Consider the following 12,244-nt stretch of genomic DNA (forward strand, 5'->3'; position numbering starts at 1 on the left):
TCTAGGAGAACCACTGGTGACAGACGGCTTCCCGGCTCCCGTCGCGGTGGCCGACGCACCCATGGCAGCCACCATCACGCGGGTCGCCGAACTCGCGGGCAAGATGGGCCGCGACCTGAACCAGGTCTTCGACCTGCGGCGGCTCTCCGAGGCCTCCGGCGTACCCACGGACGTGGTCAGGACCCTGCTCGACGGCAGGCCGGCCGGCGAACCCGATCTCCAGACCCGGTTCCTCCAGCGTCTCGACCTGCTCCGGCGGACACGTGTCAAACCGAACGGCCGCCGCTACACGCAGCAGGAGATCGCGGACGGCGCCGGCATGTCCCGGCAGCAGGCCGGAGCACTGATCAACGGCGACCGGCGCCCCACCATGGAACACTGCGACGCGATCCAGCGGTTCTTCGGAGTGCACGCGGGGTTCCTCACGGCGCACGACTCCGACGCCCTCACCGACGCGCTCCAGCGGACCGAACAACAGCTGCTCCAGGACTTCGCGGGGCGGGCGCGGGAAACCGTACCGGCCTCGGCCGCATCGGCGGGCGATCCACTGGCAAGACTCCTCCAGAACCACGGTGTACGGGGCATCGCCTGGCGCGCCGCCCAACTGCCCAGCGACAAGCACCGGGACAAGGTGACCGAATGGCTGGACATGCTCCTCGAAAGCGTCAAACCGAACGAATCCTGACCCAGTCGAAAGTCTGGGTCTGATCCTTGAGTCCTGATCCGGATCCGCGCCGACGGGGAGAACGGTGAGCATAGGCAGAGAGCAGCGGCGGTTGTGCGGGGAGCTGGTGGCCGGGATCCGGCTGACCGCGCCCGTGGAGCCCGTGGACCTCTACGCTGCCCTCTGCGAGGGCATGAGCAGACACCGCGGCCGCCCGGTGGACTTCCGGATGGCCTCGTTCCCGCCGCGGACGGCCAGCGGCCTGTGGCTCGACATGGCGGACCGCGATCTCGTGGTCATCGAGGAGCGCACCGCGCCGGACCACCAACTGGTGATCCTGGGCCACGAGCTGTGGCACATGAAGGCCGGCCACTGCAGCCACCACGTCGACGGCGCCGCCGTCGCCGCGCGGCTGCTGACCGACGAGGCCGACATCGGCGAGACCGTGCGCCGCGTCGCCGCGCGCACGCGCGCCGACGTCCAGGAGGAGACCGAGGCCGAAACCTTCGGCTTACTGCTGGGTAGTCGGTGTCGGAACTGGCTGGCCGGATCAGCCGGCCACCGCGCTCCGGTCCAGCGTGATCAATTGGCGGGCCGGATCGAGGCTTCGCTGGGCTACCGGGGGCACAGGAACGAGCGTTGAACGGCAAGGACTACTACATACCGGCGGCCGCGATGGCGGTCTCACTCGCCTTCAAGCTGCCGGCCCTGCGGCACAACTGGCGCGACCCGCTGCTTCGATCGGTGGTCGCCCTGCTGACCCTGGCGGGAGCGGTGTTCGCCTTCGCCGCGCCGCCCACGATCGCCGCGGTCAACCGCTGGACCGGGATCGTCAACGTCTCGGCCCCCCTGGTCTACTGCCTGATCACCGCTTTCAGCGCCTCCTGCCTGATCCTGATGGTCAACTGGCGGGGCGGCCCGCCCGAACAGACCCGACGCGTCTCGCGCCGCTGGATCCAGGGCTACAGCGTGGTGGTCGTCGCCCTGATCGTGCTCTTCGCCCTCGGTGAGACCCCGGCGGAGCGGCTGCGCGACTTCGACACCTACTACGCGAACACGCCCTACATCGGCCACATGATCGCCCTCTACCTGATGGCGCACTTCGTGGCCGCGGTGGTGATGGTGGTCCTGTGCTGGCGCTGGTCGCTCCAGGTCCGCGGCTGGCTGCGGGTCGGCCTGGCGATCATCGTCGTCGGCTACATCTTCAACCTCGCCTACGACGCCACCAAGATGACCGCGGTCGTCGCCCGCTGGTCCGGTCACAACCTGGACGACCTCAGCACCTTCGTCGCTCCACCGCTCGCCTCCCTCGGGGCACTGATCAGCGCGATGGGCTTCGTGGTCCCGCTCGTCTGCCAGCGGCTGTCGGACCACTGGCAGACCTGGGCGACGTACCGCCGGCTCGGCCCGCTCTGGCACGAGGTGCAGATCTCCGCGCCCAGCGGCACGCCCTCCGTGCAGATGGCCTGGTGGTCCGCCGCGGAACTGCGGGTGATCCAGCGCGAGTCGGACATCCACGACGGCTTCCTGCACCTCGGGCCGTACTTCGACAAAGGCCTCGGCGACGACGCCTACGAGAGCGCCGTCGCCGACGGTGCCGACGACGAGACGGCCCGCGCCGTCGCCGAGGCCGCCATGGTCACGGCCGCCGTGCAGGCCCGCTCCGCCGACCCCGACGGAAAGATCATCGGGGAGGACGAGGAGACCCTGCTCGACACCGCCGACGGTCCGCGCGACCTGCTGCGGATCTCCGACGCGCTGCGGCACTCGCCGGTGGTGCAGGCCGTCCGGCGAGAGGTGACCGTCTAGCGGCGACCGGGGGGTGCCTCGCCGATCGAGCCCGGCACGACCGGCAAGACCCCCCAGGCGCCCGTCGGCCGTCCCTCAGCGGCTGGCGACGGACGCCGCCGCCGTGGCAGGGAACAGGTCCTGGAACGGTGCGGCCGAGTCGATCCCCTCCCGCCCGTACGGCGCGTCGAAACTCCACACCATGAAGAGCAGGAACACGATCAGCGCGCTGAACAGCCCGGCGAGCAGCAGCTCCCGGCCGGAGCGGCGGATCTGCAGGGTGAAGATCAGCCCGACCGTGACCAGCCCGCCGACCAGCAGCCCGAACCACACCACGCCCGGCAGCGTGGACTCGGAGCTCTGCGTCCGCGAGTGCCGCGCGTCGTCGGCGGCCGCGATGTGGTCCAGCAGCGGCTGGTAGGCCTGCGCCTGGAGCTCGTTGGCCGGGCTCTGGTGCGTGACGTCGGTGCGCAGCTTGCCGAGCAGTGCGGCGCCCTCGGCCGAGGCGCTGTCGCCGGAGGTCAGCCGCGGCCAGTCCACGGCGACGGTGTGGGAGACGTACGCGTCCACCTCGCCCCGGATCCGGTCGCGGACGGCCGCCGGGTAGACGTCGGCGCGCTGGGTGACCTCGTACAGGGCCTGGGCCTCACGGCGCACGCTGTCCTCGGCGGCGCCGCGCGCCTCCCAGACGCCCGCGATGGCCAGGCCCAGCACGATCGCGTAGACCACGCCCACCATCATCGTCATGTACTCGATGACATCGGGGGTTTCGCTGGTGTCCTCGTCGTCGGCGGCCCGGCGGTGCCGGATCGCGGTGATGGCGAGGACGAGGGCGCAGACGAGCGCCATGGCGATGGCCAGGACCAGCCATTCGGACACGTGGATTCTCCCGGTGTGGATCGGTGGATCGGCGGATCGGACGGACGGGGGTGTGAAGGGGCCGCAGCGGTCAGCTGCGGCTCTTGGAGCGGGGGCGCAGTGCGGCGGCGGCGAGGACGGCCGGGGTGGTGACGACGACCATGAGCATCACGGTGGACATCCCGCCCGGGCCGCGCCGCTCCAGCGCCACCGAGCGGTACGGACGCACGTGGAAGGCGCTCACCCGTGCGGCGGCGGCCCTGGCCGCGGGCGGGGCGGGGGCGTCGGCCGACGCCGGTTCGTCCCGGACCTCGGGACCCGCCGCGGGCTCCGGCGGCTCCGACCCCCCGGCCCTCGCCTCCGCTGAACGCTCCACGACCGCGCCCGGCGGACGCGGCCGCGCGGGCTCGGCCGGCCGCACGGGCCGCACCGTGGGGGTGGCGGACTCCGCGGGCCGCCCCGGGTGACGCACGGTCGGCCGCTCGGCGCCGGGCACGGCCACCCGTACCGAAGGCCACCCGGACGGCGGCCGGAAGACCGGCCTCTCCGGCTCCCCGGACGGCACGCACAGGTCGACGCGGGCTCCGTAGCCGTCACCGTCGTCCTCGCCCGCGACCGCCACATGGCCGTGCAGCGGGCAGAGCGCCGCCACCAGGCCCGCCCCGGCGAAGTACTGCCAAGCGGTCACCGCGCGCCTCCCGAAATCCGCAGAAGTAAGGGCTACCGCTGAAGAAACGATCAAGGGGCGGCTTCGACACGCCGCGGACGGGTGCTGATCCGCGATGCGGCATGATGTCGCCATGGGGACCGAGGGGGCGAACGCCCGTCTGATCGCAGGGCGCTACCGGCTGGACGCCAAGCTCGGACGCGGTGGCATGGGCATCGTGTGGCGCGCCACCGACCTGTTGCTCGGCCGGAACGTCGCCGTCAAGGAGGTCGCGCTCGACCCCGCGCTGTCCGGGGAAGAGGCCCGGCACCAGCGTGAGCGCACACTCCGCGAGGCACGGGCGGCCGCGCAGCTCAAGCACCCCCACATCATCGTGGTGCACGACATCGTCGAGGACGGCGAACTCCCGTACATCGTCATGGAACTGGTCGAGGGAGGTTCCCTCGCCGACCGGCTCTCCCGGACCGGCCCGGTGGACGTCGCCGAGGCGGCCCGGATCGGGATCGCGCTGGTCGGCGCGCTGCGCACGGCGCATTCGGCCGGGGTGCTGCACCGGGACATCAAGCCGGCGAACGTCCTGCTGGAGGCGCCGGGCGGGCGGCCCGTGCTCACCGACTTCGGCATCGCGCAGGTGTCGGGCGCCACGACGCTGACCACCACCGGATCCTTCGTCGGTTCCCCCGAATACACCGCGCCCGAGCGGATGTCGGGCCAGACGCCGGCGGGGCCCGAGGCCGATCTGTGGTCGCTGGGCGCCCTGCTGTGCGCGGCCCTCAGCGGCGCCTCGCCCTTCCGGCGGGACTCGCTCGGCGGGATCCTGCACGCGGTGGTCTTCGACGAGATCCGGCCCCCGGAGGCGTGCGGCCCGCTGCTGCCGGTGGTGCGGGGGCTGCTGGAGCGCGATCCGGCCGGGCGGCTCGGCGCGGAGCGCGCCGAGCAGATGCTGCGGGAGTGCGCGGATGCGGCGGCGCGGTACACGCCGACGCGGTACACCCCGGCCCCGGCCCCTCACAGCCCTGCGCAGTCCGCTGCGGCCCCGCAGGACTCCGCCCCACAGACCCCGGTCCCACAGAACCCGGCCCCGGCCCCGCAGAACCCAGCCCCGCACCCTCCGGTCCCGCACAGTCCGACGCAGCCCGGCGCGGCCCCGGAGTCCGCGCCGACGCCGGTTTCGGCCCCCGTATCGGCGCCCGCGCCCGGGCCCGTACGCGCCCCCGGGAAGCGGCGGCCGGGGGCGGCGCTGATCGCCGGTCTGCTGGTGGCCGCGATCGCCGGTGCGGGCGTGTCCGCCGCGCTGCTCATGAACAACGGCGAGCACGGAGGGCAGACGTCCACGAGCGGGGCGGCCGGCCGGCCGCACGCACCCACCTCCGCCTCGACCGGCGAGAAGATCGACACGGTCTCCCCCTCGTCCGACGACAAGCCCGCACCCGCCGGCTATCGCGTCGTCACCGATCCGGAGGGCTTCTCGCTCGCGGTCCCGCTCGGCTTCACCCGAAAGGTGGAAGGTCCGCGGATCTTCTACATGTCACCCGGTGAGACCTTCCGCATCGGCATCAAGGTGGCCGATCCCGAGTCGGGCGGCCCGCTCGCCGTCCATCAGCGCGCCCACGCCAAGGGGCCGGGGACCAACCCCGGTTACCGTGACGCCGAGGTCGTGACCACCTCGCAGAACGGCCGGCAGGCCGCCCTGTGGCTGTTCACGTGGGACGGCTTCTCGACGGCCGAGGGCCCCCGGCACACCCGCGACCTGTGCTGGGAGGAGGACGGCCGCCTCTACGACGTGTGGGTGTCCTCACCGGTCCGCCAGGGCGACGAGGCCCGGGGCTACTTCGACACCGCGGTGCGGACCTTCGTACGCACCGGGGGCTGACACCGGCGGCCGCGCCCGGGTTCACCCGCCAGGCGCATCCCACCACGGCACCCGCCCCTCCCCCGCTCCATGATCGGGGGAGCGGACCGGCGGACCCTCTCAGGGATGGTGGCGGATGGAACCGGACAGCCGAGGCACCCGTTGAGCACGGCTCCCCCGGTTCCCCCGGTTCCCCCGGTTCCCCCGGCTCCCGCCGATCCGGCTCCGTCCCCGGCCCCGGAGGAGCCCGCGGGCAAGGGGTTCGGCTTTCCGAGCGCGCTGACCGTTCTGGCCGCGGTCACGGTGGCGGTCTGGCTGCTGGCCTTCCTCGTCCCGGCCGGCCGGTACGACCGCAACGCCGACGGTGCCCCCGTCTCCGGCACCTACCACCAGGTCCCGGACACCCAGAGCTTCACCGACCGGCTGAACGACCTCTTCCTCGCCCCCGTGAACGGCCTCTACGGCATCCGGGACGAGAAGACGGGCGAGGTCGGCCCCACCTTCAGCGGCGAGCTGTACGGCAGCGCGGGCGTCTTCCTCTTCGTCCTCGCCATCGGCGCGTTCATCACCGTCGTCTTCGCCACCGGCGCCCTCGACCGCGGCATCGCCCGCCTCGCCCACCGGCTGCGCGACCGCGGCACCCTGCTGATCGCCGCCGTGATGCTGGTCTTCTCCGTCCTCGGCACCGTGGAGGGCTTCGCGGAGGAGACCCTCGGCTTCTACGGTCTGCTGGTGCCGATGATGCTGGCCCTCGGCTACGACCGGATGGTCGCCGTCGGCACGGCCATCCTGGGGGCGGGGATCGGTGTCCTGTGCTCCACCGTGAACCCCTTCGCGACCGGCGTGGCCTCGGCCGCCGCCGACATCTCGCTGGGCGACGGCATCGCACTGCGCTTCGTGATGTGGGTGGTCCTGACGGCCGTGACCATCCTCTACGTCGTCCGGTACGCGAAGCGCGTCGAGAAGGACCCGGCCAGGTCCGTGTGCGGGTTCCTCCCGGGCGACCGGGAGCAGAAGGCGACGGGAGCCGAGGAGGTGGCTCCGGAACTGACCCGGCTGCACCGGCTGGTACTGGTCCTGGTCACCGTGGTCTTCGGCTTCATGATCTTCTCGGTGGTCCCGTGGGCCGGCGCGCTCACCGGCGAGGCGGGCGCGGCCCCGTACGCCTGGGAGCTGGGCTGGTCCTTCCCGGAGCTCTCGGCGCTGTTCCTGTGTGCCTCGGTGCTGGTGGGTCTGGTGGCACGGATGGGGGAGGCGAAGATCAGCGCCACGATCATCCAGGGCGCCGCGGACTTCATCTCTCCGGCCCTGGTCATCATGCTGGCGCGCGGGGTCACCGTCATCATGAACAACTCAAGGATCACCGACACCGTCCTGCACTCCATCGAGGACGTGGTGAAGGGCACCTCGTCCGGGCTCTTCGCGGTGATCGTCTTCCTGGTCAACCTCCCGCTGGCCTTCCTGATCCCCTCCACCTCCGGCCACGCCACCCTCGTCATGCCCATCCTGGCCCCGCTCGCCGACTTCGCGGGCGTCTCCCGAGCGCTGGTGGTCACGGCCTGGCAGTCGGCCAGCGGCTGGATGAACCTGTGGGTCCCCACCTCGGCCGTGACCATCGGCGGTGTGGCCCTGGCCAAGGTCGGCTACGACAAGTACCTGCGCTTCGTCTGGCCCCTGCTGGCCATCCTCCTCGTGCTGATCTGCGGCTTCCTGGCCCTGGGCGCAGCCATGTGACGGCACGTCAGCGCCCTGCGGCCCGGCCTGATCGGCAAGACACCCCCTAGGCTGGGGAGACATGTCCGACTCCCCGCCCCTCCCCCGACCCGCCGACCCGCTACCGGTCACCGTCCTGACCGCGATGCGCCGGCCCCTGCGGTTCCTCGGCTCGTGGTGGCCCTGGCGGTGCTGGGCGTACCTGGGGAGCGGGTTCCTCATCGGCTATCCCGTACTGGTCGTCCTCGTCCTGCTCCTCGGGTTCGGGGTGGCGCTGGCGGCCGTCGGGATCGGGCTGCTGCTCCTGCTGGGCGCCGTCGTCGCCGTGGTGCCGCTGGGGGTGCTGGAGCGGTGGCGGCTGCGGTGCGTGGAGCCCGAGCCCGTGCCGGACCCGCATGCCTCCCTCGCCGGAGCCGGCCCCGCGGCCTGGCTGCGGACCCGGCTGCGTGAGCGGGCCACCTGGCGGGAGTTCGCGTACGCCACCCTGCTCGGGCCGGTCTTCGGGGCGGCCGGGTTCGCCGTGGTCACGCTGCTGGCCTTCGCCCTGATCCTCGTCGCGACCCCGGCGATCGTGTGGGCCATCGCCCCGGACACGGTGATGCTGATCCCCGGCCGGCCGGTCTCCGGGCCGCTGGAGGCCCTGGGCGGCACGGCCGTCGGACTGGCCGGGACGGTGGTGGCGGCGTACGCGGGCGCCCTGCTCGCCGGCGCTCAGGTGAAGACCGCCCGCCTGCTGCTCGGACCTCGTGTGGAGGCCGACCGGATCCTGGAGCTCACCCGCTCCCGGGTCCGCCTGGTCGATGCCTTCGAAGCCGAACGGCGGCGCATCGAGCGGGACTTGCACGACGGTGCGCAGCAGCAGCTGGTCGCCCTCAGCATGACCCTGGGCCTCGCCGAGCTGGAACTGCGCGCAATCCCGCAGGCGGCCGGCGCCGCCGCCCTGGTGGCCCGGGGGCGCGGAGAGGCCAAGGTTGCCCTGGAGCAACTGCGCGACCTCGTACGGGGTATCCACCCGCAGGTCCTGACCGACCACGGACTCGCGGCGGCCGTCGCCGAGGTGGCCCTGCGTCATCCCGTACCGGTGACCGTGGACCTCGACGTGCCCCGGCTGGCCGAACCGGTGGAGATCACGGCGTACTTCACCGTCACCGAGGCGCTCGCCAACGCGGCCAAGCACAGCGGTGCCTCGCGCGTCGCCGTCGTCGGTAGGGTCGAGGGTGACCGGCTCGCTCTCACCGTCACCGACGACGGCCGCGGCGGCGCCGATCCCGGCGCGGGAGCGGGCCTGGCAGGACTCGCGGACAGGGTGGCGATGTTGAAGGGCAGGCTGGTGGTGTCCAGTCCGGTGGGCGGACCGACCCGACTCCGGGTGGAGGTCCCGTGCTCCGGCTGATCCTCGCCGAGGACTCCGTACTGCTGCGCGCGGGGCTGACGGAACTCCTCACCCGGGGCGGGCACCAGGTCCTCGCCGCCGTCGGGAGCGCCGAGGAGCTCGTGCGGGCGGTGGAGGCGCAGCGGCCGGACGCCGTCGTGACCGACGTGCGGATGCCGCCCGGCTTCCGCGACGAGGGCCTGCGGGCCGCGCTCGAACTCCGGTCCCGGGACGCCTCGCTGCCCGTGCTCGTGCTCTCGCAGTACGTGGCCACGGCCTACGCCACCCAGTTGCTCACGGGTGCCTCGGCGGCCGGGCTGGGCTATCTCCTCAAGGACCGGGTCGGCGAGGTGGCCGAGTTCCTCGACGCCCTCCAGCAGGTCGCCGAAGGCCGTACGGTCATCGACCCGGAGGTGGTACGGGTCCTGCTCAGCCGGCAGTCCGAGGAACGGCCGCTGGCCCGGCTGACCCCGCGCGAGCGGGAGGTGCTGACCCTGATGGCCTCGGGCCTCAACAACCAGGCCTTGGCGGCGCGGCTGTTCGTCACCGAGGCCGCCGTCGTCAAACACGCGTCCAGCATCTTCATGAAGCTCGACCTGGACGCCACCGAGGGCAACCGCCGGGTCCTGGCCGTCCTGGCCCACCTGTCGGGCCAGGAGGACGTGTCCGCAACGTAGCGCCGGCCGCTCGCGGGGCAGGCGGGACATTGCGGACACGGCCTAGCCGGTCGTGCGCGGGCCCCGGCGCGGGGCGCCGGTTCTGATCAGCAGGGTGGCCGGCAGGGCCGCGAGCAGGAGGGCGCCGACCGCGCACCAGAGGGTGGTGGTGTAGGAGTCGAGCAGCCGGGCGAACACGTCGGTGTCGTCCGAGACCTGGTTCATGCGGTTCATCAGGACGGTGCCGAGCACCGCCCCGCCGATCGACTGCCCCAGGTGGTGGGCCGCGCCCAGGGCCGCCGAGGCCGCGCCCGCGTGCTGCGGGGCCACTCCGGCGGTCGCGAGGGCGTAGAGCGGGACGAGGGTCAGGCCCAGGCCGACGCCGGTGAGCAGCATGCCGGGCAGCACGCCGGTCGCGTACGTGGCGGCGCCACCCACACCGGCCAGCAGGGCCAGCCCGAGGGCCGTGACCACCAGGCCCGGCAGGATCAGGCCGCGCGGCGCGAGGCGGGGCAGCAGGCGCGCGGAGATCTGGGTGGCGGCCACGAGGGTTGCGGCGGCCAGGGGCAGGTGGGCCGTCCCGGACACGCCCGGGCCCTCGCCGCGGATCTGCTGGGCGAAGAAGCCCAGGGCCGGGAGGAGGGCGACCACGGCGACGCCGGTGCCGAGGAGGACCAGGAGGGAGGCGAGGCGGCCCCGGTCGGCGAGGACGTACGCCGGGAGCAGCGCGCCGGACGTCCTGGTCTGCCACCACAGGAAGGCGGCGAGCAGCGCGATGCCGCCCACGATCAGCAACAGACTCAGGGCGGCGCTCCAGCCGACCGTCTCGACCTCGGCGAGGCCGTAGGTCAGGGCGGCGGATCCCGCCGTGCCGAGGAGTACGCCGAGTCCGTCGAAGCGGGCGCCGGTGCGGCCCGGACGGTCGGGCAGCAGGGTGAGCGCGCCGATCAGGGCGAGCACGGCGAGCGGAACGACCGACCACAGGGCCCAGCGCCAGTCCAGGGTCTCGGCGAGCCACCCGCCGGTGAACACGCCGAGTGCGCCGCCGCCCGCGGCGACCGCCGCGTAGATCCCGAAGGCCCGGCCGCGTTCCCGTGGGTCGGTGAATCCGGTGGCCACCAGGGACAGCGCGGCCGGGACGAGCAGGGCGGCGAAGGCGCCTTGCAGGGCACGGGAGGTGATCAGCAGCCCGGAGCCCCCGGCCGCGCCGCCCAGTACGGCGGCCGCCGCGCATCCGATCAGTCCGATGACCAGCATCCGCCGGGCCCCGAGCAGGTCGACGAGGTGCCCGCCGAGCAGCAGCAGTCCGCCGAAGGCGACCAGGTAGGCGCTGAAGAGCGGGCCGAGACCGTCGGCGCTGAGGCCGAATTCGGTATGGATCCGCGGTCCGAGCAGGTTGAACTGCGCCGCTTCGACCAGCACCAGCAGCTGTGTCAGGGCGAGGACCGCGAGGCCCCACCAACGCCTCGGGTGCGGGGGCGCGGGGACGGACGGGCCGCCGGGGACCGGGCCCGGGGGCGGGCCGAAGCCGTCCGCGGGACCGAAGTGGCCGGGGGCCGTGGGGGCGTACGCGGGCGGCGGGGGCGGTGTCCGGTACGGGGAGGCGTCCTGCCGGGACTGCGACGGCACGAGGCGGGGATCCGGCGTCTTCTCGACGTGGATCTTCTCTGCCGAAGTCTTCGCTGCGGGAGTCTCTTCGATCGGAGCCCCGCCACCGGCTCCGGCTCCGGCTCCGGCTCCGGCTCCGGCCGGTACGGGAGACGCCGGGGCGTAGTCCAGCAACTGCGCCGCATGGCGGCCCAGTTGGGCCAGCACCTTGCCCGGGAGCCATTCCCCGGCGGCGTCCGCCGCCGTACGCTCCGCCACCTCATCGGGGGTGGGCCGCCGGGCCGGGTCCTTGTGCAGGCACGCGCCGACGAGGCCGGCCAGCGACTCCGGTACCCCGGTCAGGTCCGCCTCCTCCTCGGCGATCCGGAAGAGGTGGGCGTTCAGACCGGTGTCCTTGGCGCCGAAGAGCATGCGTCCCGTGGCGGCGTACACGAGGACCGCACCGAGGCAGAAGACATCGCTGGCGGGGGTCAGTTCGAGACCGCGGACCTGTTCCGGGGACATGAACCCCGGCGAGCCGATCAGCATGCCGGTACGGGTGTGCAGGCTGTCCCCGGTCAGGCTGTCCATCGCCCGCGCGATGCCGAAGTCGATGACGCGGGGCCCGTCGACGGTGACGAGCACGTTGGAGGGCTTCAGGTCGCGGTGGATCAGGCCCGCCTCGTGCACGGCCCGCAGGGCGAGGGCGAGCCGGTTGGCGAGGGTCCGCACCGAGTCCTCGGGCAGCGGACCGAACTGACGGGCGACCACGGTCTGCAGGTCGGGCCCCGGGATGTACTGGGTCGCCACCCAGGGCACGGCGGCCTCGGTGTCGGCGTCGAGCACCGCCGCCGTCCAGCTGCCGCCCACGCGCCGCGCTGCGGCCACCTCGCGGGCGAACCTCCGGCGGAATTCCGGGTTGCCGGCGAACTCCGCCTGGACCACCTTCACGGCAACGGTACGGCCGCCCTCGGAGCGGCCCAGGTAGACCAGGCCCATGCCACCCGCGCCAAGCCGGGCGATCAGGCGGTACGGTCCTATACGGCTCGGGTCTTCGGCGGTCAGCTGATCCACGGACCGAAGGATA

10 protein-coding genes are annotated in these 12,244 nt (G+C 73.2%); 7 read left to right on the forward strand and 3 right to left on the reverse strand.

Features of this window, described 5'->3' with window-relative positions; all coding sequences use genetic code 11:
* Positions 1 to 16: 16 nt before the first annotated feature.
* From ACFY0D_RS15610 to ACFY0D_RS15620, 3 genes are all read left to right on the forward strand, one after another.
* Positions 17 to 685 carry a helix-turn-helix transcriptional regulator gene (locus tag ACFY0D_RS15610; protein ID WP_030010986.1) on the forward strand — a complete coding sequence of 223 codons (669 nt, stop codon included), beginning with the start codon at positions 17 to 19 and terminating at the stop codon, positions 683 to 685.
* Between the two features lie 64 nt (positions 686 to 749).
* Positions 750 to 1,307, forward strand: coding sequence for a toxin-antitoxin system, toxin component (locus ACFY0D_RS15615; protein ID WP_390798844.1), 558 nt, complete (start codon positions 750 to 752; stop codon positions 1,305 to 1,307).
* Positions 1,304 to 2,473, forward strand: coding sequence for an MAB_1171c family putative transporter (locus tag ACFY0D_RS15620; protein WP_390798845.1), 1,170 nt, complete (start codon positions 1,304 to 1,306; stop codon positions 2,471 to 2,473). The genes ACFY0D_RS15615 and ACFY0D_RS15620 overlap by 4 nt, the downstream gene beginning before the upstream one ends.
* A 75-nt stretch (positions 2,474 to 2,548) precedes the next feature.
* Here the strand turns inward: ACFY0D_RS15620 and ACFY0D_RS15625 are convergent, their stop codons facing one another.
* Both ACFY0D_RS15625 and ACFY0D_RS15630 read right to left on the reverse strand, forming a co-directional pair.
* On the reverse strand, positions 2,549 to 3,331 hold the full coding sequence (locus ACFY0D_RS15625; protein WP_301364873.1) for a DUF4239 domain-containing protein: 783 nt from the start codon (positions 3,329 to 3,331) through the stop codon (positions 2,549 to 2,551).
* A 70-nt stretch (positions 3,332 to 3,401) separates the two neighbouring features.
* Positions 3,402 to 3,998 (reverse strand): hypothetical protein, encoded by a 597-nt coding sequence (locus ACFY0D_RS15630; protein WP_390798846.1) that lies wholly within the window; start codon positions 3,996 to 3,998, stop codon positions 3,402 to 3,404.
* Between the two features lie 112 nt (positions 3,999 to 4,110).
* On the opposite strand from ACFY0D_RS15630, the gene ACFY0D_RS15635 reads away from it, so the two are divergent.
* The 4 genes from ACFY0D_RS15635 (at position 4,111) to ACFY0D_RS15650 (ending at position 9,591) form a co-directional block, all read left to right on the forward strand.
* Positions 4,111 to 5,850, forward strand: coding sequence for a protein kinase (locus ACFY0D_RS15635; RefSeq protein ID WP_390798847.1), 1,740 nt, complete (start codon positions 4,111 to 4,113; stop codon positions 5,848 to 5,850).
* Between the two features lie 105 nt (positions 5,851 to 5,955).
* Entirely contained in the window at positions 5,956 to 7,563 is a 1,608-nt protein-coding gene (locus ACFY0D_RS15640) for a YfcC family protein (protein ID WP_390798848.1), read from the forward strand.
* A gap of 61 nt (positions 7,564 to 7,624) precedes the next feature.
* Positions 7,625 to 8,935 carry a sensor histidine kinase gene (locus ACFY0D_RS15645; RefSeq protein WP_390798849.1) on the forward strand — a complete coding sequence of 437 codons (1,311 nt, stop codon included), beginning with the start codon at positions 7,625 to 7,627 and terminating at the stop codon, positions 8,933 to 8,935.
* Positions 8,923 to 9,591: a response regulator gene (locus tag ACFY0D_RS15650; protein ID WP_390798850.1), complete on the forward strand. Its 669-nt coding sequence runs from the start codon at positions 8,923 to 8,925 to the stop codon at positions 9,589 to 9,591. Before ACFY0D_RS15645 ends, ACFY0D_RS15650 begins: the two co-directional genes overlap by 13 nt.
* Positions 9,592 to 9,633: 42 nt before the next feature.
* Here the strand turns inward: ACFY0D_RS15650 and ACFY0D_RS15655 are convergent, their stop codons facing one another.
* The gene (locus tag ACFY0D_RS15655; protein WP_390798851.1) at positions 9,634 to 12,231 is read right to left on the reverse strand and encodes an MFS transporter; all 2,598 of its coding nucleotides are present in this window, start codon (positions 12,229 to 12,231) and stop codon (positions 9,634 to 9,636) included.
* Positions 12,232 to 12,244 lie beyond the last annotated feature (13 nt).

Origin of the sequence: Streptomyces sp. NPDC001502 (genome assembly GCF_042894785.1) — a bacterium.
Lineage (GTDB): Bacteria > Actinomycetota > Actinomycetes > Streptomycetales > Streptomycetaceae > Streptomyces > Streptomyces kutzneri.